Origin of the sequence: Streptomyces sp. CC0208 (assembly GCF_003443735.1) — a bacterium.
In the GTDB taxonomy this organism is placed as follows: Bacteria; Actinomycetota; Actinomycetes; order Streptomycetales; family Streptomycetaceae; genus Streptomyces; species Streptomyces sviceus.
Genome location: NZ_CP031969.1, coordinates 8,033,160 through 8,059,244 on the forward strand (window position 1 = coordinate 8,033,160; position 26,085 = coordinate 8,059,244).

21 protein-coding genes are annotated in these 26,085 nt (G+C 70.8%); 9 read left to right on the plus strand and 12 right to left on the minus strand.

All coding sequences use genetic code 11. The annotated features are described in order from the left end of the window. The first annotated feature begins 121 nt into the window (after positions 1-121). From D1369_RS36875 to D1369_RS36890, 4 genes are all read left to right on the plus strand, one after another. Positions 122-2,875 carry a tetratricopeptide repeat protein gene (locus tag D1369_RS36875; RefSeq protein WP_007380128.1) on the plus strand — a complete coding sequence of 918 codons (2,754 nt, stop codon included), beginning with the start codon at positions 122-124 and terminating at the stop codon, positions 2,873-2,875. Continuing rightward, entirely contained in the window at positions 2,779-3,996 is a 1,218-nt protein-coding gene (locus D1369_RS36880) for a hypothetical protein (RefSeq protein WP_118082872.1), read from the plus strand. The genes D1369_RS36875 and D1369_RS36880 overlap by 97 nt, the downstream gene beginning before the upstream one ends. Then, complete coding sequence (locus D1369_RS36885) at positions 3,993-5,258, plus strand: alpha-glucoside ABC transporter substrate-binding protein (RefSeq protein WP_037899024.1); 1,266 nt, start codon at positions 3,993-3,995, stop codon at positions 5,256-5,258. The genes D1369_RS36880 and D1369_RS36885 overlap by 4 nt, the downstream gene beginning before the upstream one ends. Positions 5,259-5,336: 78 nt before the next feature. Beyond that, positions 5,337-5,981 (plus strand): DUF6629 family protein, encoded by a 645-nt coding sequence (locus D1369_RS36890; protein WP_007380124.1) that lies wholly within the window; start codon positions 5,337-5,339, stop codon positions 5,979-5,981. A 35-nt stretch (positions 5,982-6,016) separates the two neighbouring features. Here the strand turns inward: D1369_RS36890 and D1369_RS36895 are convergent, their stop codons facing one another. From D1369_RS36895 to D1369_RS36910, 4 genes are all read right to left on the minus strand, one after another. After that, positions 6,017-7,084: a glycerophosphodiester phosphodiesterase family protein gene (locus D1369_RS36895; protein ID WP_037903067.1), complete on the minus strand. Its 1,068-nt coding sequence runs from the start codon at positions 7,082-7,084 to the stop codon at positions 6,017-6,019. A 116-nt stretch (positions 7,085-7,200) separates the two neighbouring features. Continuing rightward, positions 7,201-7,962 (minus strand): DUF2071 domain-containing protein, encoded by a 762-nt coding sequence (locus D1369_RS36900; RefSeq protein WP_007380122.1) that lies wholly within the window; start codon positions 7,960-7,962, stop codon positions 7,201-7,203. 113 nt (positions 7,963-8,075) lie between these two features. After that, complete coding sequence (locus D1369_RS36905) at positions 8,076-10,250, minus strand: MMPL family transporter (RefSeq protein WP_007380121.1); 2,175 nt, start codon at positions 10,248-10,250, stop codon at positions 8,076-8,078. 133 nt (positions 10,251-10,383) lie between these two features. Next, on the minus strand, positions 10,384-11,616 hold the full coding sequence (locus tag D1369_RS36910; RefSeq protein WP_007380120.1) for an FAD-dependent monooxygenase: 1,233 nt from the start codon (positions 11,614-11,616) through the stop codon (positions 10,384-10,386). 132 nt (positions 11,617-11,748) lie between these two features. Between D1369_RS36910 and D1369_RS43205 the strand changes: the two genes are divergently transcribed. Next, a complete protein-coding gene (locus D1369_RS43205) occupies positions 11,749-11,928 on the plus strand; it encodes a hypothetical protein (protein ID WP_007380119.1) in 180 nt (59 codons plus the stop codon). A gap of 131 nt (positions 11,929-12,059) precedes the next feature. Then, positions 12,060-15,290 carry a fused isobutyryl-CoA mutase/GTPase IcmF gene (gene icmF, locus D1369_RS36915; protein WP_007380118.1) on the plus strand — a complete coding sequence of 1,077 codons (3,231 nt, stop codon included), beginning with the start codon at positions 12,060-12,062 and terminating at the stop codon, positions 15,288-15,290. 217 nt (positions 15,291-15,507) lie between these two features. On the opposite strand, the gene D1369_RS36920 is transcribed toward icmF, so the two are convergent. The 3 genes from D1369_RS36920 to D1369_RS36930 all read right to left on the minus strand — a co-directional run bounded on the left by D1369_RS36920 (position 15,508) and on the right by D1369_RS36930 (position 17,591). Beyond that, on the minus strand, positions 15,508-15,870 hold the full coding sequence (locus D1369_RS36920) for a hypothetical protein (RefSeq protein WP_037899020.1): 363 nt from the start codon (positions 15,868-15,870) through the stop codon (positions 15,508-15,510). A 106-nt stretch (positions 15,871-15,976) separates the two neighbouring features. Next, positions 15,977-16,507: an AAA family ATPase gene (locus tag D1369_RS36925; protein WP_007380116.1), complete on the minus strand. Its 531-nt coding sequence runs from the start codon at positions 16,505-16,507 to the stop codon at positions 15,977-15,979. Between the two features lie 94 nt (positions 16,508-16,601). Continuing rightward, positions 16,602-17,591, minus strand: a complete 990-nt coding sequence (locus tag D1369_RS36930; protein WP_162951044.1) for a LacI family DNA-binding transcriptional regulator — start codon at positions 17,589-17,591, stop codon at positions 16,602-16,604. Positions 17,592-17,806: 215 nt separating this feature from the next. On the opposite strand from D1369_RS36930, the gene D1369_RS36935 reads away from it, so the two are divergent. The 3 genes from D1369_RS36935 to D1369_RS36945 all read left to right on the plus strand — a co-directional run bounded on the left by D1369_RS36935 (position 17,807) and on the right by D1369_RS36945 (position 20,274). Next, the gene (locus tag D1369_RS36935; RefSeq protein WP_007380114.1) at positions 17,807-18,865 is read left to right on the plus strand and encodes a cellulase family glycosylhydrolase; all 1,059 of its coding nucleotides are present in this window, start codon (positions 17,807-17,809) and stop codon (positions 18,863-18,865) included. Between the two features lie 146 nt (positions 18,866-19,011). After that, positions 19,012-19,713, plus strand: coding sequence for a restriction endonuclease (locus tag D1369_RS36940; protein WP_240436120.1), 702 nt, complete (start codon positions 19,012-19,014; stop codon positions 19,711-19,713). A 90-nt stretch (positions 19,714-19,803) separates the two neighbouring features. Next, positions 19,804-20,274 (plus strand): carboxymuconolactone decarboxylase family protein, encoded by a 471-nt coding sequence (locus D1369_RS36945; RefSeq protein ID WP_007380112.1) that lies wholly within the window; start codon positions 19,804-19,806, stop codon positions 20,272-20,274. 59 nt (positions 20,275-20,333) lie between these two features. Here D1369_RS36945 and D1369_RS36950 read toward each other — a convergent pair whose 3' ends face one another. Genes D1369_RS36950 through D1369_RS36970 form a run of 5 tightly spaced genes read right to left on the minus strand, consistent with a single transcriptional unit; the run spans position 20,334 to position 26,079 of the window. After that, positions 20,334-21,356: an oligopeptide/dipeptide ABC transporter ATP-binding protein gene (locus D1369_RS36950; protein WP_007380111.1), complete on the minus strand. Its 1,023-nt coding sequence runs from the start codon at positions 21,354-21,356 to the stop codon at positions 20,334-20,336. Then, positions 21,353-22,381 carry an oligopeptide/dipeptide ABC transporter ATP-binding protein gene (locus D1369_RS36955; protein ID WP_007380110.1) on the minus strand — a complete coding sequence of 343 codons (1,029 nt, stop codon included), beginning with the start codon at positions 22,379-22,381 and terminating at the stop codon, positions 21,353-21,355. The genes D1369_RS36950 and D1369_RS36955 overlap by 4 nt, the downstream gene beginning before the upstream one ends. Next, positions 22,374-23,342 carry an ABC transporter permease gene (locus tag D1369_RS36960; RefSeq protein WP_037903064.1) on the minus strand — a complete coding sequence of 323 codons (969 nt, stop codon included), beginning with the start codon at positions 23,340-23,342 and terminating at the stop codon, positions 22,374-22,376. The genes D1369_RS36955 and D1369_RS36960 overlap by 8 nt, the downstream gene beginning before the upstream one ends. Positions 23,343-23,344: 2 nt before the next feature. Further along, positions 23,345-24,361, minus strand: a complete 1,017-nt coding sequence (locus D1369_RS36965; RefSeq protein ID WP_007380108.1) for an ABC transporter permease — start codon at positions 24,359-24,361, stop codon at positions 23,345-23,347. Further along, complete coding sequence (locus tag D1369_RS36970) at positions 24,358-26,079, minus strand: ABC transporter substrate-binding protein (RefSeq protein WP_007380107.1); 1,722 nt, start codon at positions 26,077-26,079, stop codon at positions 24,358-24,360. Before D1369_RS36970 ends, D1369_RS36965 begins: the two co-directional genes overlap by 4 nt. Positions 26,080-26,085 lie beyond the last annotated feature (6 nt).

The window sequence follows — 26,085 nt, forward strand, 5'->3', positions numbered from 1 at the left end:
TCGATCCGGGCACCTGGCCCTATTCTGAGGAGGCATGAAGGGGGCTCGGGGCGGGAGTGCGTGCGGTGAACCACCGGAATCCGAGGGGTCGTTCGGTCCGCTTGTCGTCACCGGACAGCCGATGTATCTGAGGGCCGCGCATGTCGACCTTCCCGCAGAGAACCCCGACCCGACCGTGCTGCCCACGATCACGCTGCTGGGACGCGGCTGGGGCCCCGGCAGCGATCCCGGCGAACTGCCCCTGCCTCCCGGGCAGTTGCTCGCGGGCCAGTACCGGCTGATCCGACCCCTCGGCTACGGCGGCATGGGCGAGGTCTACCTCGCGCTCGACACCAAGGTCGACAACCGCGAGGTCGCCATCAAGATGCTGCACCCGGATCAGGCGGCGGCCGCGGCGGGTGCGCTGGCCCGGGAGCGGCGGGCCCTCGTCGACCTCGGCCACGACGACATCATCCGCGTCTTCAACTACGGCCATCATCCCGAGGTCGGCGACTTCCTCGTCCTGCAGTACGTGGACGGGCTCACGCTGGAGGAGGTGCGGGCGCGGGCGAAGCTGAACCCGGGGGAGTTCGGCGACCAGCGCTTCCACGAGTTCGTGCTCGCCTACGGTGTGCGGATCCTGTCCGCCCTCGCGTATCTGCACGCCGACCGGCCGGGCAAGGTCTACGGCGACCTCAAGCCGGACAACGTCATGCACGACGGCACCACGACGAAGATCATCGACGTGGGCAGCGTACGCCCGGCGGGGGCGCCGGGGATGACCACCGTCGGCTTCAGTGCTCCGACCGTGGGGCCGTACGGCGAGTCCAGACCCCAGGACGACCTCTTCAGCCTGGGCGAAACGCTGCGCCGCCTGAGCGGACTGGGCACGTCGGCGGAGGACTTGGGCCGCCTTGGGGATGTGGGGACGCTGGGGGCGGGGGAGGAGGGTGCGGGTGAGCCCACGGGGGTGGCTGCCGGGACGGCGTCGACCACCGGGCGGACACGGGCCGCCCGGGGTGCCCGGGGGGCCTTGTCCGCCGCCGGGCGAGCACGGATCGTCGAGGAGGCTTTGGCCACGGGCGAGACTCCGGCGGCCCGGAACGCTGGTGCGGCCGAGAAGACCTTCGGCGGCGGGGGAAGGCCAGACGCCCCCACCCGGGGAGCGGTGACCGCTGAGGGGGTGCTGAGCACCGGTGAGGCGTCGGGTGCGGCCCAGGGACCGGCCGGCCGGAAGGCGACTGGTGTGGGTCAGGGGGCGGGTGGCGGGGAGTCGCCTGGTGTGGGTCGGGGATTGGGCGCCCGGGCGGCACAGCATGTCGGTGGGTCTGCGGATGTGGCTCAGCCGCCCGCCCCTATGCCGCCGGAAGCGCAAGCCGAAGCCGGCCCTCCACGCCCCGTCCACTCGTCAGGTGCCGGTGAGGGAGGGGGCGTCGGCCACGTGTCCGTCCCGCAAGGTCCGGCGGTCGGTGGGGAAGTGACCGCCAAGGAACCGTGGGCGCCCGGCGACGCCACCGCTCCCGTTCCGCGCGGTCTCGGTCTTCTCTCGCTCGCCCGTGTCCTGCACCGCGCCACGCTGAGCGAGCCCGCGGGGCGGTTCGCCGACGCGCGGGAGATGGAGCAGCAACTGCGGGGAGTGTTCCGCGAGTTGAGGTCGCTCCGTACCGGTGCCGAGACCTTCGAGCCCTCGCCGCTCTTCCTGCAGTCGGCCTACGCCCTCGACGGCGCCCTCGGCTCCGCGCCACCCCTGGCCCACTGGGCAGCCCCCGACGCGCCGTCCCCGTTCGCCCCGCCCCCGCCCGCCGAAGTCGCCCAGCGCCTCCCCGTCCCGCGCCCCGACCCCCACGACGAGCATCACGCCGAGCTGAGCAGACTCGCCGACGCCGCCCCGGAGGCCCTGCTCCAGCACATCGGCGACTGGCGGGACTCCACGGAGGTCCATCTCCTGCGCTGCCGACTGCGGTTGCGGAACCCGGCCGACGGACCCGAAGCCGCCGAACGGGAACTGCGGGCGGCCGAGGCACGGATCGGCCCCCGCCGCGCCCCGTACGACTGGCGGCTGGACTGGCACCACGGACTCCTGGCCCTCGCCCGCGGCCAAGTGGCCGTGGCCTGGCGGCACTTCGACCGGGCGTACGCGGCGATCCCCGGCGAGTACGCGCCCAAGCTGGCCCTCGGACACTGCGCGGAGCGCCTCGGGCGCCGGCACGAGGCCCTGACCTTCTACGAGGCGGTCCGGCTGCGCAACCCCTCCCTGGGCAGCGCGGCCTTCGGTGCCGCACGGGCCCGGCTCGCGCTGGACGGCGAAAGGGCACGCGAGGAGGCCGTACGCGAACTGGACGCGGTACCGCAGCACTCGCGGCACCGGACCGCCGCGCGTACCGCGGCCGTTCGGATCGGCATCGAGTACGTGCGCAGGGCCGGTCACGACGACGAGGCGCCGCAGCGGCTGCGCGAGGTACTGGGGCGCCTCGCTCTGCTCTTCCACGCGCACGGCCTCACCGACGAGGAGGCCAGGGTCCGGATGACCGTCGAGGTCTGGGAGGCCCTACAGGGCGCCCTCGCCCGCGGCGCCCTCGATGCGGCGGACCTCGCGGCCCTGTCCGCCGGTGCGGACCCCCGGCTCGGCCTCCCGCCCGACGAACACGGCCTGCGCGAGGACCTGTCCCGCCGCTATGTCACCCTCGCCCACCAGGCCGCCCGCTCCGTCGCTCCCGAGGACGCGGCCGTGGCCGAAACCCTCCTGGACCGCGCCTACGAGGTCCGCCCGCTCGCCTTCCGACACCACAGGGACAGCCCATGGCTCGGCAAGAGAGTCGCCGACTGGCTCCGGACGGTCGCTTACGCGCCGTCACACAGGACACCCTCCGCCTCACGCGGGCCGTCGCCGCCGTAACCGCCGAACTCGTCCGCCGGGTCCACCGCTACGCCTGGCCCTCCGCCGTCGGCCACCGCAACCGGGCCTACCTGCGGGACCGGCTGGTCGCGCTGCCGCTGCTCGCCGTGGTGGCCTTCGGGGCGCTCGGCTGGGCCTACGCGGGCGTGCGGGGCGACTCCGCGTACATCCGGGAGCGCGCGGCGCCCGCGCTGGTCGACCTCGCGGACGCCCGGGCCTCGCTGCTCATCGCGCAGGGCGAGGCCGAGCGGAACATCGCCGAGGGCCGGGCGGCCGAGCTCAGCGGGCTCAGCGAGCGGTACCGGACCCGGATCGCCCGGGCCACGCAGAGCCTGAACCAGGTCACCCGCAGCGGAGCCCTCACCGTCGCCGAGGAACAGGAACTACGGGTGGTGTCCGCGCTGGTCGTCGACTACACCGGCTGGATCGGCCGGGCCCAGGGCCATGCCACCGACCCGGTCCTGCGTGACGCCGAACTCACCTACGCGCGCAGCATGCTCTGCTCGCGGCCCGTCGCGGCGACCGGCAGGAACCCGTATCCGGCCTGCCCCGCCGCGACCGGCTCCGCCGCCACCTCCATCGTCGACCGGGTGACCGGGCTGGAGGGGCGGCTGCGCGCGCGGCTCGCCGACCGGGCCGCCTGGGGCGCGGACACCATCACCGCGGCGGTGATCGCCGTCCTCGCCTTCGCCCTGCTCGCCACCGGGCTGTGGCGGACGGTGTCCTTCCTGCGCCGCCGCTTCCGGATCCGGCTGAGCATCCCCCTCGCGGCCGCCGCCCTGCCCTTCCTAGCCGTACCGTTCCTGACGGTGGACGCCCTGCTCGCCCTGGACGCCCAGCACGGGACCGTCCCCGTCGCGGACGCGCTGGCCGAGAAGACCTCGCCCCGGACGGAGACGGCCGCCGAGGAAAGCCCCTTCGCCGGACCGGAGCCGGAGGCCATCGAGACGCTGCGGGCCCGGATCGACGAGGGCCTGGCGGACGGGCGGCTCGCCTTCCTCGACGGCATCGCCCCGTTCGTGTTCCCCGCGGGCCTTGCCGTCGCGGCCGTGATCGCCGGCACACTGCACGCGTACCGCCGCGAGTACCTCGTCGTCACCCGCCCCGGAGCCGTCGCATGAGCCGTGTCCTGCGCGTTCTCCTCGTGGCGTGTCTGCTCGCCCTCGTCCCCGGCTGCGGGTCGGACTCCCGCGACCCGCTGGTCGTCCTCGGCCCGTGGACCGGCGAGGAGGGCAAGGCCTTCGAAGCCGCCCTCGACAAACTGGACGACGGGACCGGACGGACGTACACCTACGAAGGCACCCGCTCGCTGCGCGAGACGCTCGTCTCACAGCTGGAGGCCGACGATCCGCCGGACGTGGCGGTCCTCAACAGCATCGGCGAACTCACCGAGTACGCCCGCCGCGACGAGCTGAAGCCGCTCGCCGAGGCGAGCGCCGAGCGTGCCTATCCGCCCTGGGCGCCGACCCTGCTGGTGGACAGTCGGCGGCGCACCTACTGGGTGCCGCTGAAGGTCGACCTCAAGAGCCTCGTGTGGAGCAAGCGCGGCGCGTCGAGCGCACGGCCCACCTGGTGTGTCGGCCTCGCCTCGCAGGCCACCTCCGGCTGGCCCGGCACCGACTGGATCGAGGACCTCCTCCTCCACCAGGCGGGCCCGGCCCGCTACACCGAGTGGGCCACCGGCCGCCTCGACTGGCGGGACCCGGCTGTCGAGCGTGCCTGGACCACCTGGGCGACGCTGCTCGGCAAGCGCTCCCCGGCATCGGTGAAACGGTCCCTGACCACGTCGTTCGAGGGTTCGGCCGACCCGGGCGGACAGCCGCGCGGCCTGCTCGCCTCGCCCGGTTTCGACTGCACGCACGAGCACCAGAGCGCCTTCATCCGGTACGTCTACGCGGGCGACGACGTGACGGTGGAGCCGTCGGCCCCCTATCTGGACGGGCAGTCCGCGTACCGGGACGCCTTCGAGGTCGCCGGTGACATGGCCGCCGTCTTCAGCGACGACCCGGACGCCCAGCAACTCGTGGAACGGCTGTCCAGCCCGGCCGGGCGGGAGCTCTGGTGGGCCGAGGCCGACCCCGCGGTACGGCCGCTGTTCCCGGACACGGCAGGGTTGTCGCCGCCGGCCTCCGCGACACCGGTCGAGCGGGAGATCGACTCCCTGCTCAGCTCCCGCGCCCGCACCCTCTGCTTCGACGCCTCCGACGTGATGCCGCCCGAACTCCGGGACGCCTTCCACCGAGCGGTCCTGGAGTTCTTCCGCGACCCCACTCAGCGGCAACTCGACTCGCTGCTCCAGCAGTTGGAGACCGTACGCGTCCAGGTGAACACGGACTCCGGCATCGACCACACCTTCCGGCCACCGCAGGACATGTGCGCGTAGCGCGTCAGCGGCTCGCCCCGGTCCGGCCGCGCCGTGGCGGAGCGCACGGTCGTGGGTTGGGCCTGACATGGTGGTGTCATGTGCTGGAGTGCGACAGCGGACCTCGTGGCGGGCGCGGCCATCACCTCCGTCGGGGCGGCGTGTGTGATCAGGACCCGGCGCGCCGGCGACCTGCCCCTCGCCGCGCTGCCCCTGCTGCTCGGCGCCCACCAACTGGTCGAGGCCCAGGTCTGGCACGTCGGCGGAGGCACCGGCGCAGCCACCATGGCCTGGGCCGTCATCGCCATGCCCGTGCTCGCGGTGTGGGTGCCGCTGGGCGTGTGGTGCGCGGCCTCACGCCGAGCGGGCCGCCGGGCGACTGCGTTCGTGGCGGTGGGCGCGCTGACCGCCGCCTTCCTCGCCCACGGTCTCGCCACCCGCCCGGTCCGGGCCGAGATCCGCGGCCACACCATGGCCTATGTCATCGGACTGCCCTGGGCGGAACTGCTCGTCGCGGGCTATCTGATCGCCACGGTCGGCGCGTTGCTGTTCTCCGGCGACCGTCGGCTCACCGCGCTCGGCATCCTGGCGGGGGCGGGCGCCGTGGTGTGCCTGCTGCTGTGGCGGCTGGAGTTCGTGTCGACCTGGTGCGCGCTGGCGGCGGTCTGCTCGGTGGTCCTGTACGGATGGGTGAGCCGACGTCCCGCCCCGAGGTTGGCGCTCCCGGCGATCAGCCGTCGTTAGTAGGCCCGCCTGTCCCCCCTCCTGGAACGAGCCCGTCAGCGCGGCCGGTACGCCCTCGGCAGAGCCATGCCGCGCTCGGCCATGATCTGCCGTACGCGGTTCGGATAGTCGGTGATGACGCCGTCGACGCCCATGTCCATGAGCGCCTCCACGGTGGCCGGATCGTCGCAGGTCCACGGGATGACCGTCAGGCGCCGGGCGTGGGCCTCCTCGACCATCGTCCGGTCGGCGTAGAAACGGAAGCCGGGGTCGCCGACCTTGCCGCTCTGCGGGAAGCCGTAGTTGGGGGAGAGGGCTTTGACACCGGGGATCGTGGCGGCCGCCCTGACGAAGTCGCCGCCGTAGTCGTCGGCGTCGATCCCGCCGAGCCACGGCGACGCGCCGGGCTTGCCGACCTGGAGGAAGTCGTAGTTGGTGAGCGCGACGAGCGGCCACTTCGGGGCCAGCTTGTGCATCTGCTTGAGCGCGCCCCAGTCGAAGGACTGGATGGTGACCTGCCTCTCGATGCCCGAGCGGTGGATCTCCTCGTGGACGCGCCGTACGAACAGCTCACGCGGCGCGGTCTGTTCGGGCGCGCCGGCCTCGACCTTCGTCTCGATGTTCAGCTTGACCTGCCGCGCGCGGTAGCGCTTGACGAGGTTCAGCACGTCCTTCAGCTCCACCATCCGGAAGCCCTTGACCACCTCCTGCTCGGGGAATCCGGGCAGCTGCTGGTAACCGCAGTCCATGGTCCTGATCTGAGCCAGTGTCAGATCCTTGATGTACTTGCCGACATACGGGTACATCGGGTCGCCGGCCGTCACCGGCCCCGTGTCACGGCACTTGACCGCGCTGATCTGCCGGTCGTGGTTGACCACGACCTTCAGGTCCTTGGTGACATGGGTGTCCAGCTCCAGCGTGGACACCCCGAGACGCAGCGCCTTCCCGAAGCCCTCCAGGGACTCCTCGGTCGTCATGCCGAGGCCGCCGCGGTGGGCCTGGAGGTCGAAGTGCCGCTTCGGCGCGGGCCGTTGGTGGCCCTCGTACGCCGTCGCGGGCGTGGCGGCCGACAGGGTGAGCACCGGGACCAGCGCCAGGCCGGCGAGGACATGTCTTGAGGACATCGACACCTCACTCGTGTGGGTCGGGACGCCCACAGACGCTAGTGCGGTCGCGGGCCGGTTCAACCCCCCGGACGTGATCCCGCCGTGAATGTCCGAAGAACGCGTTCCCGCCGCCGTCAGGGCGTGGGGATGCCCGCGGGGCGGGCCGGGCGGCCGAGGCGGACCGGGACGCCGGGGGAGTACAGGACGCTGACCGGGGCGTCGGCCGGGGCGGGCAGTCCGGCCGCGCTGACGAGGTCCTGCTCGCAGGTGACCAGCTCGGCGCGGTACAGGGGCCAGCGCGGATGGTCGTTGGGCAGGTAGGCCAGCGGCTCGGGGCCGCCGAAGAAGGCGTTGTGCATGCCCCAGCGGGCGGTGAGGAAGTGCTCCAGGCCGGTCGGCTCCCCGATGCGCTCGCCGGTCCGTACCGTGAGGAGGCTGCGGGCGCCGCGCGGGCCGGGCCAGCGGCGTGAGCTGGTGTAGGTGACGGTGTCACCGGCCCTGCGGACGCTCATCCGGGACCACAGGTACGGCAGCCGGAAGCCGAGGCGTCCCATCACCACCGGGATCAGCCGGGAGGCGTCCATCGAGCGGAACACCACGCCACGCCGTCCGTGCGCGTCCACCGAGTACAGGCGCACATTGGTCTCCGGGAAGGTCCCGAGATACGGCACCCCCGGCAGCCCCAGCCAGCCGACCCGGTGCATCCGGAACGCGACAAGGCCGACGTAGGTGAGCCCGTCGTGCGTGTCGGGGACCGTGCCGCGCGGCAACAGCCCTGCCACGACCGCCGGTTCGACGGCCCAGTGGATGAAGGCGAGGTCGAGCCACCGCTGGGTCAGCAGCGGGACCCGGATGGGGGCGGGGGCGTCAGGGGTGACAGGAGTGGGGTTCGGCACGGGGTCCAGGGTGGCAGAGACCGCAGGCGTGCTGCCCGGCGGTGACGAAGGACGGCGTCTGCCGGGCCGTGCGGCCCGGCAGACGCCGTCGCGTCACAGCGGTGTCAGCAGCGTCAGTTGCGCCGACCTGCCGGATCCTGCACCGCGGTGTCCCGTTCACCGCCGGAGACCGGCGCGGGGGCGGCGGCCGGTGTCTCCTTCGCCCGGTCCGCGTGCCCGGGCCACCAGGCCGCGTGGCCGATCAGGGCGGTGAGGCTGGGAGTGAAGAACATCGCCATGACGAAGGCGGCGACGGCGATGCCGAAGGAGACCGCGAAGCCCATCTCGGTGAGCAGGGCGTTGCCCGCCAGCATCATCGTGGCGAAGGTCGCCGCCAGGATGAAGCCCGCCGCGGCCACCGTGGGTCCGGCGTGCCGCAACGCCATACCGGCCGCCTCGCGCGGCTCGCGGCCCTCGCGGGCCTCCTCCCTCAGCCGGGCGATCATGAGGATGTTGTAGTCGGTGCCGATGGCGACCACGAAGAGATACATGATCACCGGGAGCATGAACATCAGGCCCGAGTGTCCCTGTCCCTCCTGGAAGATCCAGACCGTGGCGCCGAGCGTGGCGCTGAAGCCGAGACCCACCGAGGCCATCAGGTACCAGGGGGCGACCACGCTGCGCAGCAGCAGCCCCAGGATGAGCATGATCAGCAGGGCGGCGACGGGGAAGACCGTCCGGTAGTCGTGGTTGACCGCGGTGTGGATGTCCTTGTAGATCGAGGACATGCCGCCGACCAGGGCCTCGGTGCCGTCCGGGGCGTCGGAGTGCGCGACGTCGCGGACCCGGCCCACCGTCTCGATGGCCTTGTCCGTCGACGCCTCGTACTTGAGGGTGACGGTGAAGTCGATCGTGGTGCCGTCCTTGTTCAACTGGGACAGCCGCGCGTTCGCCACGCCGTCCACGGCCCCCAGCTTCTTCACGTACGCGTCGAAGAGCTTGGTGTCGATCGGTTTGCCGTCGGTGCTGGAGAGATAGACGTCGGTCGGTGCGGCGGCACCCGCCGAGTACGCCTTCTGCATCTCGTCCTGGACGACCATCGACTCCTTGGTCTTGGGCATGGAGCCGGACGCCAGGTCGAACGTGGCGTTGTAGCCGAACGTCCCGAGCGACAGCGCGACCAGGACGAGTCCGGAGAGCCCGGCGGTGAGGGCCGGACGGTTCCGCACCCCGCGGCCGAGCGCGGCGAACCGCGCGTTCTCCGGCTCGCGTTGCCACGACTTGGACGGCCAGAAGACCTTCGGGCCGATGAGCGAGACGATGGCCGGGATCAGCGTCAGACCGGCGATCAGGGTGACGGTGACCGCGATCGCGAGCGCCGGACCCATCTGCTTGAGGAAGCCCAGCGTCGACAGGACCAGCGCGAGGAAGGCGATGATGACCGCTCCGGCGGCGGAGGCGATGGCCTCGCCGACCCGGTCGACCGCGTTGATCATGGCCTGCTTCGGTTCGTCGCCGAGTCGCAGACGTTCGCGGTAGCGGAACATCAGGAACAGGAAGTAGTCCGTGCCCACGCCGAAGAGCACGACGATCAGGATCGACGAGATCGAGCTGTTGGCCTGGAGACCGAAGAGCTTGGTGGCGTACGCGATCAGTCCGTTGGCGATCGCGGACACCAACCCGATGGTGATCAGGGGCAGGAAGGCCAGGATCGGCGCCCGGAAGATGATCAGCAGGGTCACCAGGATGATGAGGAAGGTGCCGATGCCGATCAGCGCCTCGCCCCGCTTGGACGAGTCCTGCTGGTCGAGGGCCTGGGCGGCCGAGCCACCGAGCTTGACGTCGAGGTTGGTGCCCTTGGCGAGTTGTTTGACGTCGTCGCGCAACACCTTGGCCGCGTCGGCCTGTTCGGGCTGGCCGGCGTTCCTGCTGTCCATCTGGACCAGGGTCAGGGCGTACCTGCCGTCCGAGGACGGCTGGCCGGGGACGACCTTCTGCACCTGGTCGATCTTCTTCTTGCCGAGCTCGGAGGTGATCCGGGCGACATCCTTCTGGTCGGCGGCGGTCAGTTTGCCGCCGTCGGTGCGCTGGTACAGCGCGATCGCAGACGGGGTGAAGGCGCTGGGGAACGCCCTTTCCTGGACCTGCGCCGCTTTGATGGACTCGTAACTCTTGGGGAGAAAGCTGCTCTCGTCACTGTTCGAGGGCAGGCTCGGAGCGGTGGCCACGATCGCCACAGCTGCGATCAACCACGCAACGATCGTCCAGACGGGATGTCGGACGACAGCGTTGCCAATACTTCGGAACATGCGGAAGGTCCTCCTGGGCAGGAAGATCACCGCAGCCCGGGGAGCGGTCCCTGGCATCGGCGACCCCCGGCGGTCCCCCAGGGTCCCCCCGTGAGACCGGCCGGATAGTTGTCTTGAGCTCTCATCGTAGTGATCACGAGTGAAGATTGCTTGACCGGGAGTCAGCCGAACCCCTCGCGAGGGCCTTCTCCGCGTCGAACCCGTAGATCCAGCCGTTGCCCACCAGCGGGTCGGAGTCGGCGAGTGCCGCGTCACGGGCCCGCTGCTCGGGGCCGTCGGGCAGGTGGTTGACGTCCCGGCGGGCGTGGCTGAGGCGCTGGAGCCGGGTGGTGCGGGCGAGGCGCGCGGACTCGTAGCGTTTCAGGGCATGTCGGAGGTCGTCGGGGGAGTCGGCCAGACAGCGGGCCAGTACCGCGGCGTCCTCGACGGCCTGGGCCGCGCCCTGCGCGAAGAACGGGAACATCGGATGGGCGGCGTCGCCGAGCAGCGTGACCCCGCCCCGGCTCCACCGCCGTAGCGGCGCCCTGTCCAGCAGGGCCCAGCGGCCAGGGGTGCCCCCGGCCGCGATCAGGGCCCGTACCCGCGGGTCCCAGTCGGCGAACTCGGCCCCGAAGTCCTCGGGGGAGGCCGTCGCGCTCCAGGACTCGCGGGTGTGGTCGCCGGCCGGGGCGACGGCGACGACGTTGACGGCTTCGCCGCCGGCGATCGGATAGTGCACGAAGTGCCGTCCGGGCCCCAGCCAGATGGTGTGGGTCGGCCGCCGCGCGAACTCCGGCGCCGCCGCGGCGGGCACCAGGGTGCGGAAGGCGCAGAGGCCGGAGTACTCCGGCGGCGCGGGCTCGGTGACCGCGCCGCGCACGACCGAGTGCATCCCGTCGGCGCCGATCACGACATCGGCCTCCACCAGGCTGCCGTCGGCGAAGCGGAGCACCACCCCGTCCCCGGCCGTCTCGTCGACCGACGTGCACCGGGCGCCCAGCCGGATCCACGCGTCCGGCACGGCGGACCTGAGGGTGTCGAGCAGATCGGACCGGTGCAGAACGTAGGTCCGCTCGCCGTAGAGCCGCTCGCAGACGCCGGTGAGCTTCTCCACCGAGAGCACTGAACCGTCCGCCCAGCGCCGGAACTCCCAGGCCCGCTCCAGCGCCACGGCCCGGCGCAGGAACGGCTCCATCACGTCCAGGCGCCGCAGCAGCCGTACGGCATTGGGGGCCGCCACCAGACCGGCGCCGACCTCGGCGAGCACGGCCGCCTGCTCGTGGACCGTGGCCGTCAGTCCCGCGCGCCGCAGGAACCCGGCGGCGGCCAGACCACCGATGCCACCGCCGACGACGGCGATCCGCGGACCGTGGGGGAGGGCCGGCATCCGTCCACACTATGCGGCACCCGGCGCGTCCGCAGCGTGGTGAACAAGGGGCCAACTTCCTGTGTGCGAAGAGGGTTCGCCGCTGACAGGGTTCATGTGTATCGGGTAATCTTCAAGTAAAGCAACGGTCAAATGGACTGGGAGGCAATGGTGTTCGATCTGCGGACCGAGGCCGAGATGAGGCTGTACTCGGACAAGGTGGCGAGAGAGCTCGCCGAGCGAAAGGGGCGCGAGGGGAACGGTGAGAAGGTCGGCGAGGAGCAGGCGGTCACTGCCGCGAACGTCGCCACCGAAGGGGAGCGGGGCGCCTGAGCCGCTCGGAGGGTGTCGGCCATCCGGGCATCCTCCTGTGCTTCTCCTCACTCCGACCCTCACAATTTTACTAGGACGTCCTACTATTTTCTCAGCTCGCGTTCTTCGACGTGTCCTGGGAAGGCTCCGCCATGAGCGATCTGCATCGCCCCGTCCACCCCGTCCGCCTGGTCACCGCCTCGGCGCTGTTCGACGGGCACGACGCCTCGATCAACATCATGCGGCGGATCTTCCAGTCGCAGGGCGCCGAAGTCATCCACCTCGGACACAACCGGTCCGTGCGGGAGGTCGTGGACGCGGCGCTGGAGGAGGACGCGCACGGCGTGGCGGTCTCGTCCTACCAGGGCGGACATGTGGAGTACTTCGAGTACCTGATGGCCTCGCTGCGGAAGCAGGGCGCGGAGCACATCCGGGTGGTGGGCGGCGGTGGCGGAGTGATCGTGCCGGAGGAGATCGCCCGGCTCCGGGAGAGCGGGGTGACGATCTTCTCCCCCGAGGACGGCCAGCGACTGGGTCTCGCGGGAATGGTCAACACCGTCGTCAAGGACTGCGACTTCGACCTCTGGGACGGCAGGCCCGCCGACCTCACCGCGGTGCTGGCCGGCGACCGGTTCGCGATCGCCCGCGCCCTCACCGGTGCCGAACTCGGCAAGCTGCCCGAGGAGTTCCGGCACGAGCTGCGGACCGCGGCGGCCGCCCGCACTGTGCCGGTGCTCGGTATCACCGGCACCGGCGGCTCCGGGAAGTCCTCCCTGACCGACGAGTTGGTGCGACGGTTCCGCGTCGACCAGCGGGACGCCCTGCGCATCGCCGTGATCGCCGTCGACCCGACGCGTCGGCGAGGTGGTGGAGCCCTGCTCGGCGACCGGATCCGGATGAACTCCCTCGACGGCGACCGGGTGTTCTTCCGCAGCCTCGCCACCCGGGGCAGCCGCGAGCTGCCCGAGCACCTCTCCGACGTGATCGACGTCGTGAAGGCCGCCGGCTTCGACCTGGTGATCGTTGAGACGCCGGGCATCGGCCAGGGCGACGCGGCGATCGTGCCGTTCGTCGACGCCTCCCTGTACGTGATGACTCCGGAGTTCGGCGCGGCCTCGCAGCTGGAGAAGATCGACATGCTCGACTTCGCCGACGTCGTGGCGATCAACAAGTTCGAGCGGCGCGGCGCCAAGGACGCCCTGCGGGACGTCGGCCGCCAACTGGTCCGCAATCGCGAGGCGTTCGGCAAGCGGCCCGAGGACATGCCCGTGTACGGCACCTCCGCGGCCACCTTCAACGACGACGGCGTCACCGCGCTCTATCAGTACCTGAAAAGCACTCTGGTGGAGAAGGACCTGCCGCTGTCGGAGGGGTCCCTGGACCCGGTGGACGTACGGCATTCCTCCGGCATCCGCCAGGTGGTCCCCGCCGACCGGGTGCGCTACCTCGCCGAGATCACCGATGCCGTCCGCGGCTACCACGCCGAGACCCTTCAACTGGCCGAGCAGGCACGGCGAGTTCAGCGGCTGGAGCTCGTCGAGGGCGAACTCGCCGACGCCGGCCTGGATTCCGAGGACGTACGGTCCCTGCTGACCGAGGCGCGTCGGCAGCTGCCGTACGAGATCACTGAACAGATCACGAACTGGCCCTCGGTGGTCGCCTCCTACTCCGGCGACGAGCAGGTCGTGAAGGTCCGGGACCGGGAGATCCGCACCAAGCTGACCCGCGAGTCCCTGTCGGGCAACAAGATCCCCCGCGTCGCCCTGCCCCGCTTCACCGACCACGGTGAACTGGTCCGGTTCTGGCGGGCGGAGAACCTGCCCGGCCACTTCCCCTTCACCGCCGGGGTGTTCCCCTTCAAGCGCGACGGTGAGGACCCGGCCCGGATGTTCGCCGGCGAGGGCGACCCCTTCCGCACCAACCGCCGCTTCAAGCTCCTCTCCGAGGGCCAGCCGGCGACCCGCCTGTCCACCGCCTTCGACTCGGTGACGTTGTACGGCCGCGACCCCGACGAACGCCCCGACATCTACGGCAAGGTCGGCACCTCCGGCGTCTCGGTGGCCACCCTGGAGGACATGAAGGCGCTCTACGACGGCTTCGACCTGGTGGCGCCCACGACCTCGGTGTCGATGACGATCAACGGACCCGCGCCGGCCGTCCTGGCGTTCTTCCTCAACACCGCGATCGACCAGCAGATTGAGCGGTTCCGGTCGCAGGAGGGCCGCGACCCCTCGCCCGAGGAGGCGGCCGAACTGCGCGCACACGCGCTGGCGAACGTACGCGGCACCGTCCAGGCGGACATCCTCAAGGAGGACCAGGGCCAGAACACCTGCCTGTTCTCCACCGAGTTCAGCCTGCGGATGATGGCCGACATCCAGGAGTGGTTCATCGCGCAGAAGGTCCGCAACTTCTACTCGGTGTCCATCTCCGGCTACCACATCGCCGAAGCAGGCGCGAACCCCATCAGCCAGCTCGCCTTCACCCTGGCCAACGGCTTCACCTACGTCGAGGCCTACCTCGCCCGAGGCATGCGCGTCGACGACTTCGCCCCCAACCTGTCGTTCTTCTTCTCCAACGGCATGGACCCCGAGTACTCGGTCCTCGGCCGGGTCGCCCGCCGGATCTGGGCGGTGGCGATGAAGGAGAAGTACGGCGCCGGCGAACGCAGCCAGAAGCTGAAGTACCACGTCCAGACCTCCGGACGCTCCCTGCACGCGCAGGAGATGGACTTCAACGACATCCGCACCACGCTCCAGGCGCTCATCGCCATCTACGACAACTGCAACAGCCTGCACACCAATGCCTACGACGAGGCCGTGACCACCCCCACCGAGGAGTCCGTCCGCCGGGCCCTGGCCATCCAGCTCATCATCAACCGGGAGTGGGGTCTCGCGATGAACGAGAACCCGCTCCAGGGGTCGTTCATCATCGACGAACTCACCGACCTGGTCGAGGAAGCCGTGCTCCAGGAGTTCGAGCGGATCAGCGAACGCGGTGGCGTGCTCGGCGCGATGGAGACCGGCTACCAGCGCGGCCGTATCCAGGACGAGTCGATGCTCTACGAGCAGCGCAAGCACGACGGCTCGCTGCCCCTGATCGGCGTCAACACCTTCCGCAACCCCCACGCCGACACCGCCGAGCCCGGTGTCGTCGAACTCGCCCGCGCCACCGAAGAGGAGAAGCAGTCCCAGCTGGAGCGGGTACGGGACTTCCACGCCCGCCACCACGACGAGGCCCGGACCGCCCTGGCCGCCCTCAAGGACGCGGCGGTACGCGGCGAGAACGTGTTCGCGGTGCTCATGGACGCCACCCGGGTCTGCTCCCTCCAGCAGATCACGGAGGCCTTCTTCGAGGTCGGCGGCCAGTACCGGCGCAACGTCTGACCGCTCTCGGCAGGACGGTCGTCATGACGCCGGGAGGTCACGCCTCCCGCTCATGGCGACTGTTTCATGGCCCGGCAGCCCGGCAGCCCGGCAGCCCGGCAGCCCGGCAGCCCGGCAGCCCGGCAGCCCGGCAGCCCGATCGACCGTCTCTGCCGGGCCCCGGGCACGTCGACGCCTTGCTGGTTCCGCCGCCCACCGGCGAGGAGGACGAGCGCCGCTACGCCGCCGTCAGGACACCGCCGCCCGTCACGGTCCACGGGACACCGAGGGCGGCGCCGACGGTGCCGGGCAGGAGGTCGCCCAGCCGTGGCCCTCCGGCCGCGACCACCGTGTCGATCCCCTGGAGCCGACCGCGCATCCCGTCGGGAACGGCCGTCTGCAGCACCGTCCAGCGGAAGACCCCCAGTGCGAGGAGCGCCCCGCCGGCCAGGAGCAGCCACGCCACCGCGGCGGGCAGTGAGCGTGCCGTCCCGAACCTCGCGACCGCCAGGCCCCACATCCCGGCCGACACCGCCACCGCGACACCGTGGCGGCGGAGGCCCACCCAGGCCGACGAGCCGGCGTACTCGCAGATCTGCAACGGGACGACGACCGCGGTCAGTTGAGCCCCGAGGGTGGTCAGGATCCCCGCCCAGTCGTTTGCCTCGCGCCATGCGGCGATGCTGCGGGCTCCCCCAGGGGCAAGGTCAACCGACGTGGGCGAGCACCTGGCCGGCCAGTTCCCGCGAGGTGGACTCGCCGTCGAGGAACACCGTGTCACCGGGCAGGGTGTCCACCGCGGCCGTGCACGCCTCGATGCGGGCCTTGCACCACGCTCGGACGCGTTCCTCCCGGGCCGGGTCGTCGGGGAAGAAGGTCCGTGCGTCGATCCGCCGCGCCAGGACCTCCGGCGGGACCTTGAGGAAGAAGTGGTGGACGACGACGTCCGCGTCCTTCAGGGCGCCGAAGATCTCGTCCAGGTAGCGCGGGTCGACCAATGTCATGGGGACCAGAAGCGGACGCCGGTACTCCCGGACCAGGCCGACGGCCAGGCCGGCGACCTGCCGCCGCCACAGCGGCAGATCCTGGAAGTCACCGGTCGGGACGTCCACGATCTCCCGTAGCACATAACCGACCATCTCCGGGTCGAGGACCAGCGCCTCGGGCCACCGCCCGCGGAGTTCCTCCACGAGCGTGGTCTTGCCGCTGCCGAAAGCCCCGTTGACCCACACGATCACAGCAGTTTCCCCCGGCTTCTTGTGAACACCTCGCCCCTCAGATCATGCAGGACCACTCGCCGGCGCGGGCGCCCGCCCCGCGAGCCGACCCGCATCAGCCCCGCGGCGGCGCGGTGCTGTCCCTCACCACCAGGCGCGTCGGGACGAGATCGGTTCCGGGCTGTCCGCCCCCACCCGCGCGGATCTGCTGCAGCACCTTCTGGACACAGCGGTGCCCCACCTCCGCGAAGTCCTGGTGGACGGTGGTGAGCGGCGGCACGAAGAACGCCGCGTCGGGGATGTCGTCGAAGCCGACCACGCTGACGTCGTACGGCACGGACAGCCCCCGCTCGTGGAACGCGCGCAGCAGCCCCAGCGCCATCTGGTCGTTGGCGGCGAACACGGCCGTGCAGTCCGGGGGGTCGGCGAGCACCAGCCCGGCCGCGTAACCGGACTCGGCCGACCAGTCCCCGTACAGCGCGGGCGGCACCGGCCGCCCGGCCTCCTGGAGCACCGCACGCCAGGCCTGGGCCCGCCGCTGCCCCGCGAAGGACGCCTGAGGCCCGGTGACGTGCCATACGGTCCGATGACCCAGGTCGAGCAGATGCCGCACGGCCTGCCGGGCGCCGTCCGCCTGATCGGTGTCGACCACGCTGTAGCGGTCGCCGGCGTCGGAGTCCACCACGACGACATGCACCCCGGGCGGCAGCTGCACCGTCCCGGTGTCGAGGAGATGGATCTCCATGATAACGATGACCGCGTCGACGGCCAGCTCGCCCATGCGCGTGAAGGCGCCCAGGACGTTGTCCTGCGTCGGCACGTCGATGGGGATCAGGGTGATCGCGTAGCCCTCGGCCGCCGCGTGCGTGGCGATCGCCTCCACGGTGCGGCTGTTGCCCGTGGAGGACAGGCTGAACAGGATCACGCCGATGGTGTTGAACTGGCCGTACCGCAGGGCCCGCGCGGCGCTGTTGGGCCGGTAGCCCAGTTCCCGCATGGCGGCCAGGACCTGCTCGCGCGTGGAGGCGACCACCCCGGAGTGACCGTTGGAGACCCGCGACACCGTCTGCGAGGAGACGCCCGCCAGTTTGGCGACGTCGGCCATGGACACGCGCTGCTTGCGCCGCCCCCCGGGTACACCGGAACCTCCCCGCTCCACCACTGCTGCCTCCTCCGGCCCAACCTATGGCCAACGCGACCTGTTGCGTGTCGCACCGGATGTTACGTGTGGGAAACCTTGACGGTCGCCGGAGCGGATGCCACGATTCCGGCGCCGTCATGTTTACGTAAACATGCTGTCATTCCGAAAGGGTTTGGTCGATGCGCAAGACCCCCGTCAGCACCCGTCGCGCCCCGAGGCTGCGTGCCTCGCTCGTCGCCGTCGCGATCGCCGCGATCAGCGGCGCCACCCTCACCGGCAGCCCCGCCTCCGCCGCCGCGCCGACCACCGACACGACCCAGTTCAAGGGCGTCAACTGGGCCGACCCGCGCGACAACTTCGCCGACGACGAGCTCCAGCTGTCGGGCCTGTCGACCTCCGACACCTACGCCCAGACGTACACCAAGGCGACCCGCGTCATCTCGGCCTTCCGCGCCAACCTCGGCGCGAACACCGTCCGGCTGCCGATCAACCCGTACACCGTCAACGGCTCCTACTGGAAGTCGTACCGGGGCGTCATAGACGCGGCGACGGCGCAGGGCTTCAAGGTCATCGTGTCCTACTGGGAGGGCACGGGCGACCGCAAGGACGGCTTCATCGACGACGAGGCCACCTACTGGCCGATGTGGAACACCGTCGTCAAGGCCTACAAGCACAACTCCCGGGTCTACTTCGAGCCGATGAACGAGCCGCACGGCTACACCGACACCCAGTGGGCCGACATCGCCGCGAAGTGGCTGGACACCTACAAGTCGGTGCCGCGCAACCGCGTCTTCGTCAGCGGCGCCGGCTACAACGACCACGTCACCACGGTGTGCGCCGACCCGCGCCTGAAGGGCACCTACCTGTCGCTGCACCACTACGGCTTCTGGAAGTCGTACGCCACCTACGACCAGTGGGTCGCCGACCTGAAGGTGCGCATCGGCGACTGCGCGAACCGGACCGTGGCGGACGAGTTCGGCGCGCCGATGACGACCGGCCTGAACTACAACGTGAAGACCCCGGACGACAACTTCGTCAACTACGTCCAGGCCGTCACCGACACCTTCCGCGAGCTGAAGATGGGTTCGGTGTACTGGCCGGGCCTGCGCACCGACGACATCTACTCGATGCAGAAGCTCGTCGGTCCAGCCAACCGCCCGTGGCTGGAGACCACCAACCAGACCGGTGCCGACCGCCTCGCCTGGGCCTGGGGCCGCGGCAAGCCCGTCAAGGGCTGACCCGTTCCCCGGTCGGCCGCGGTGTCTCTCGGTGCCGCGGCCGACCGGCGTCCACGGCCGCTGTTCGGACATGGCCGACTCGCGCCCTTCCCGCGCCCTCCTGAACTGCCCAGACTTCTGGACAGGGACACCGGGGGGAGGCCGCCGTGGCCAGGCGTCGACGGGGTACGGCCGCTCGCAGAAGGCGGGCGCGGAGGATCAGGTGGAGCGCGGGCGGCGGCGCGGTGGCGCTGGTCCTCCTGGTGGTGTTCTGGACGCGCGTGTGGCCGTATCTGTTGGGTTTCCTGCTGGTCGGTGTCGCGGGGGCGATCGGATGGCGGCTGTGGTGCACGGACCGGCTGCTGCGCGGCCGGGACCGTCGATGGCGCCGCGAGGACGCGGTGCAGGCGGGCCGGCGGACCCTCGCCGAGGTGGACGTCATGACGGGCACCGAGTTCGAGGAACTGGTCGCGGGACTGTGCCGCCGGGACGGCTGCACGGAGGTCCGCCGGGTGGGCGGCGCGGGCGACAACGGCGCCGATGTCCTCGGGCGGCTGCCGGACGGCCGGACGATGGTCGTCCAGTGCAAACGGTATGCACCGAGCAGGGCGATCCCCAACCGCGAGCTGCGCGATCTGCTGGGCGCGCGGGTGCACTTCCGCGCCGACGTGGCCGTGTTCGTCACGACCTCACGCTTCACCGGCCCCTCCGAGAGGTTCGCCGTGGAGCACGACATCCTCGCCGTGCACCGCGATCTCCTGGGCCTGTGGAACAACGGGGCCTCACTGATGTCACTGAGCCCCGTGAACGGCCGCGGCCAGGGTGACGCCCGGCACCGGGCTCGCTGGAAACAGGCTTACGGAGACTAGGAGACGCAGGTCACATCCGTGCGTGTCACAATCCACCGGGCCATTCAGTCATAGGTGTGTAGCCATCAACAACGGCCGAAGGAGCACACCATGGAAGCCCGACTCGACGTCTTCACCAGCCCGCTGGCCGGCAAGCTGCTCAAGCACTTCGCCATGGCGGGCAAGGTGGTCACGGACTCGGGACTGCCGATGACCACCCAGGAACTCGTGAAGATCCGCGCGAGCCAGATCAACGGCTGCGGGTTCTGCCTCGACATGCACACCAAGGAGGCCGCCGCCGCGGGCGAGACCGCGCAGCGCCTCCACATGGTCGCGGCCTGGCGTGAGGCCAAGGTCTTCACCGAGGCCGAGCGGGCCGCGCTGGAACTGGCGGAGCAGGGCACCCGCCTCGCCGACGGGACGGGCGTCCCGGACGAGGTCTGGGAGAACGCGGCCAAGCACTACGACGAGGAGCAGCTCCTCGCGCTGGTCTCCCTGATCGCCGTCATCAACGCCTTCAACCGGCTGAACGTCATGACCCAGCAGCCGGCCGGCGACTACGTGGTCGGTCAGTTCGGCTGAGCCTGACGGACCGGGTGGCCGGACCGGGGGCTGCAGACCCCGGGCCCGACCTCGGTCCCTCAGCCGGCCAACGGGAAGTGGCAGGCCACCTGGCGGCCCGAAGCCGTGGCCGCGAGGCGCGGACGCTCCGCCGCGCACCGCTCCTGGGCGTAGGGACACCGGGTGCGGAACGGGCAGCCGGTGGGCTTGTCCGCCGGACTGGGCACCTCGCCGGTCAGGACGACGCGTTCCCGGGGCGGGGCTTGCTCCGCCGGCGATCCGTCGTCGATGTCCGGCACCGCCGACAGCAGCGCCTGGGTGTACGGATGGGCGGGGGCCGAGAACAACGCCTCCGTTTCGGCGAGTTCGACGATCTCACCGAGATACATGACGGCGATCCGGTCCGACACATGACGGACCACACCGAGATCGTGCGCGATGAAGACATAGGTGAGGCCGAAGTCCTCCTGGAGGTCGGCGAACAGGTTGAGCACCTGCGCCTGGATCGACACGTCCAGCGCGGACACCGGCTCGTCGGCCACGATCAGCTTCGGGTTCGTCGCCAACGCCCGCGCGATACCGATGCGTTGGCGCTGCCCGCCGGAGAACTCGTGCGGATACCGTTCCAGATGGGCCGCCGCCAGTCCTACGACGTCGAAGAGCTCGCCGACCCGGCGGCGGACCGCGGCCGCGTCGCCGTACCGGTGCACCAGCAGCGGTTCGGCCACGATGTCCCCTGCGCGGCGCCGGGGGTTGAGCGAGGCATGCGGGTCCTGGAAGACCAGTTGCATGCCCGGCCGCACCGGCCGCAGTCGGCGCGTGGACAGCGTCGAGATGTCCCGCCCGTCGAACTCGACGCGCCCGCCCGTGAGGTCGGTGAGCCGGACCAGACACCGGCCCAGCGTGGACTTTCCGCAGCCGGACTCCCCGACGACACCGAGGGTTTCGCCGCCGCGCACCTCCAGGGAGACCCCGTCGACCGCGCGCAGCACCTGACGCCTGCCGCGTACGGGGTAGTGCTTGGTGACGTCCGTGGCACGCAGCAGGATCTCCTCGCCGGGAGGCGCCCCATCGTCCACCGTCACGATCTTCTGCGCCGTCACGACACCGCCTCCGTGTTCACGTCTTCGTCGGACGTCAGCCGCAGTCCCGCACGGTCGTCCGGCGGCAGCCAACACGCGTCCAGATGCGCGGCGTTCCCACCGCCCGCGGTGAGCGCCGGACGTTCCTCGCACCGCTCGTGCCGGAGCCGGCAGCGCGGCGCGAACGCGCAGCCCTCCGGAACCGCGCCCGGCGACACCGGCGTACCCGCGATGGTCGGCAACCGCCACAGCCGGGCCCCGCCCACCCGGGGCACCGAATCGAGCAGGCCCCAGGTGTACGGATGCCGCGGACCGTGGAACACCGCCCGCCGCGGGCCCTGTTCGGCCGCGCGGCCGCCGTACATGACGAGGACCCGGTCGGCGATCTGGGAGACCACGCCCATGTCGTGGGTGATGAGGACCATCGCGGAGCCCTGGGCGTTGAGGTCCCGCATCAGATCGAGGATCTGCGCCTGGACCGTAACGTCCAGCGCCGTCGTCGGCTCGTCGGCGATCAGCAGCGAGGGGTTGCAGGAGAGCGCCATCGCGATGACCGCGCGCTGGCGCATGCCGCCGGAGAACTCGTGCGGATAGGCGTTCACCCGCGAGGCCGCGTCCGGGATGCCGACGTCGGAGAGCAACCGGACCGCACGGGCCCGTGCCTCCTTGCGGGAGACCTGTTCGTGCGCCCGGATCTGCTCGGCGATCTGCCAGCCCACGGTGTACACCGGGGTCAGCGCGGTCATCGGGTCCTGGAAGACCATCGCGATCTCCCGGCCCCGCACCGCACGCATCTCCTTGTCGGACAGGGTGAGCAGGTCCCGGCCGCGGAAGCGGACCTCGCCCGACACGGTCACGTTCGGACTGGTCAGCAGCCGCAGCACGGCCAGCATCGACACACTCTTGCCGGATCCCGACTCGCCCACCACGCCCAGGACTTCGCCGGGACCGACGCGGAAGGAGAGACCGTCGACGGCGGTGACAGGGCCCTGTCGGGTGCGGAACCGCACTCTCAGGTCGCGTACGTCCAGCAGGGGTTCAGGCATGGCGGGCCCTCGGATCGAGTCGCGCGTACAGGATGTCCACCAGGGCGTTGGCGAGGACCACGAAGAACGCCGCGTACAGAACCGTGCCCATGATCACGGGCAGGTCCAGGTTCTGCAGGGCGTCGAAGGTGAGCTTGCCGATGCCGGGCAGACCGAAGACCACCTCGGTGAGCAGTGCGGCCCCGCCCACGAGCGCGCCGAAGTCCAGGCCGAACAGCGACACGATCGGGATCAGTGAGCAGCGCAGGGCGTGCCGGACGAGGATCCGCCGCTCCGACAGGCCCTTGGCGCGGGCCGTACGGACGTAGTCCTCGCCCAGCGCGGTGACGACCTCGCCGCGCAGCAGCCGGGCGTAGATCCCGGCGTACAGCAGGGCCAGGGTGAGCCACGGGAAGAGCATGTGCAGCGCCCACTGGCCGGGGTCCTGGCCGAGGCCCACGTAGCCGGGCGGGGGCACCCAGGAGAAGAGCGAGTCGTGCAGCTGCTTCTGGGTGAGGAGGTTGACGACCTCGCCGAGCCAGTAGGCCGGGAGCGAGACGCCGACCACGCCGACCAGCATGATCAGTGGGTCGGCGGCCTTGCCGCGCAGGGTCGCCGCGGCCGTGCCCATGAGGATGCCGGCCGTCATCCAGATCAGGGCCGCGCCGATGACCAGGGACAGCGTCACGGGGGTGGCCTGGAGGATCTGCGGGATGACCCGGGAGCCGCGGTTGACGAACGACTCCAGGTCCCGGTCGATCAACAGATGGCGCATCATCAGCAGATAGCGGATCGGCATCGGCCGGTCGAGCCCGAAGGAGTGCCGTACCTGGGCGAGCGTGGCGGGGTCGGCGTTGCGGCCCGCGATCCGGGCCGCCGGGTCGACCCCCGGGGTGGCGAAGAAGATCAGGAACACCAGCACACTGATGGCGAACATCACCAGCAGGGCCGAGCCGAAACGCTTCAGGGCGAAGACGAGCACGGTCACATCCCTCCGCGCAGCCGGGCGCTCGGGTCGAGCGCGTCGCGCACCCCGTCGCCGAGGACGTTGAGTGCGGCCGTGGTCAGCGCGATCAGCAGGCCGGGCGCGATCGTCACGGCGGGCCGGGTGTAGAGGAGCCCCAGGCCGTCCTCGATGATCGTGCCCCAGCTGGCGTCGGGCGGCTGGACGCCGACGGACAGGAAGGACAGCGCCGACTCGGTGAGCATGGCCAGCGCGGTCATCAGCGGCACGAACACGATCGCCGTGGGCACCACGTTCGGCAGCACCTCCCGGCGCAGGATGCGTACGGTGGGCGCGCCGGAGCCGACGGCCGCCTGGATGTACTCCTTGTTGCGCAGCACCAGCACCTGGCCGCGCAACGGCCGTGCGATGTACGGCACATAGATCGCCGCGATGATCGCGACGGGCAGCCAGAGACTGCCTGCGTCCACGCTCAGCGGGCCGAGTTTGAGCCCGTTGGTGAGCAGGACCACCGACAGGCAGATGGCCAGCAGGTACACCGGGAACGCCCAGATGACGTCCAGGACACGGGAGATGACAGCGTCCACGACCCCGCCCGCGTACCCGGCGACGACTCCCACGGCCGTGCCCACGACGCAGGTGAGCAGCGCCGCCGTGAACCCGATGAACAGGCTCGTACGGCCGCCGTACAGCAGGCGGGCCAGCACGTCCCGGCCCTGGTTGTCGGCGCCGAGGAAGTAGTGGGCGGGGTCCCAGGTCGGGCCGATCGGTGTGACGCCGAGGCCGAGGCCGCTGCTGCTCGGGGTGAGCACCGGCACGGTCTTTCCGTCCACGACGGTGGTGCCGGAGACATGGGACTGGAAGGGGTCGGTGTGGGCGATGTGGTCCGCGTAGAGCGGGGCGCACAGGGTTGCGAGGACGACCAGGAGCAGGACCGCCGCGGCGAAGAGCGCCGTCCTGTTGCGCAGCAGGTCGCCGGCGGCGGTCCGCCAGGGGCCCGGCGAGCGCCGGGACCCTGGCGACGGGGCGAGGGTCACTTCACCCACAACTGTCCGACCAGCATGTAGAACTGCTTGCTGAACTGGTAATTGCCGACCCGCGTCGACGTGAAGTCGATCAACTTCGGGTTGATCAGCGGTACCACCGGCGACTGGGCCATGACCGCCTGGTCCACGGCACCCCACTGCTTGTCGGCGCTCGCCTTGTCGGTCTGCGAGGTCTTCAGCGCCGCCTGCATCCTCGCGTCGACGCCCTTGTCGCAGAACCCGGAGATGTTGATGCTGGAGTCGCTGCCGGGGTGGTAACTGGCGCAGGACAGCAGCACGTTGAGGAAGTCCGAGGCCGCCGGGTAGTCCTGGTACCAGGACGTCAGGGCCAGTTGCACCTTGTTCTTGGTGTTCTGGATGTACGTGAACTGGATGTTCCCCGACAGCGGCTTGAGCGTCGCCTTGTAGCCGAGCTGGGTGAGCAGGCTCTGCAGGTACTGCCCGATCGACTTGTTGACGTCGTCGTCCTGGACGACGATGCCGACCTCCTGCCCCGCCGTACCGGACTGCTTCACCAACGCCCTCGCCTTGGCGAGATCCGCGGCCTTCCACGTCGTACCGCCGCCCTTGGTGTAGTCACAGGAGTCGACGTGTCCGGGGAAGCCCGGCGGGAGAATCGTGCACGCGGGAGAGGCGAGGTTCGTGCCGCCGTACAGGCGCACCACGGCGGACCGGTCGACGGCCCAGTTGATCGCCTGGCGTGCCAGCTTGTTGTTGAACGGCGCCATGTTGACGTTCAGCGTCGCGTACCAGAACGCGGTCAGCGGGTTCACATGCGCCTGCGAGGCGTACTTGGTGCCGATCTCGTTGAGGCGGTCGGCGGGCGGCGGGTCGTACATCCAGTCCGCCTGGCCGTTCTCGACGGCGGTCACCTCGGACTCGACGGTCTGGCCGAAGGTGTAGTCGATGACGTCCGGGTAGCCCTGCGGCTCCGCGTCTCGCGACCACTCCTTGAAGTGCGGGTTGCGGACCAGCTTGAGCGCCCGGTTGGGGTCGTAGGACGCCGCCATGTAGGGGCCGGTGGACGGCAGCGGCTTGGTGCCGGCGTCCTTCGTCGGCGAGTCCTTCGGTACGACGACGGCGTGCGGGACGGCGAGCTTGTACGCGAACTCCGGGTCCGCGGCGGTCAGGTTGACGGTGACCGTGTCGGTCTTCGCGTCGCCGATCACGCCCTTGGACAGGGTGCAGGACGCGGGCGTCTTGAGGCAGGCGTCGGCGCCGACGATGCCGTTGTAGAAGGTGCCCGCGGTGGGGCTGGAGACCTTGAAGACGCGCCGGAAGGACGCCACCACGTCGTCGGTGGTCAGGGCCTTGCCGTTGGAGAAGGTGACGCCCTTGCGGAGCGTGAAGGTGTAGGTCTTGCCGCCGTTGGTCACCTTCGGCATGGCCGCGGCCAGGTCGGGGACGACGGTGAAGGACTCCTGCCCGTTGACCTTCTTGAACGCCAGCAGCCCGTCGTACATCGACTGGAACAACTGCCAGTACTGGAGCGTGTAGTTGACCTGCGGGTCGAAACTGCCCGCAGCCGCGTGGGCGACGAGCTTGAGGGTGCCGCCCTTGTGCTGGGCCTGGAAGGCGGAGGAGCCGGAGGAGGAAGCGCTCGGGCCTGAGGAGGAGCCGGAGCCGTCGGAGGACGAACAGGCGGCCGCGGTGAGCGTGAGGGCGACGGTGGCGGCGGCGAGCGCCCCCCGTCTGCTGTTGCGGGACATGGCTGG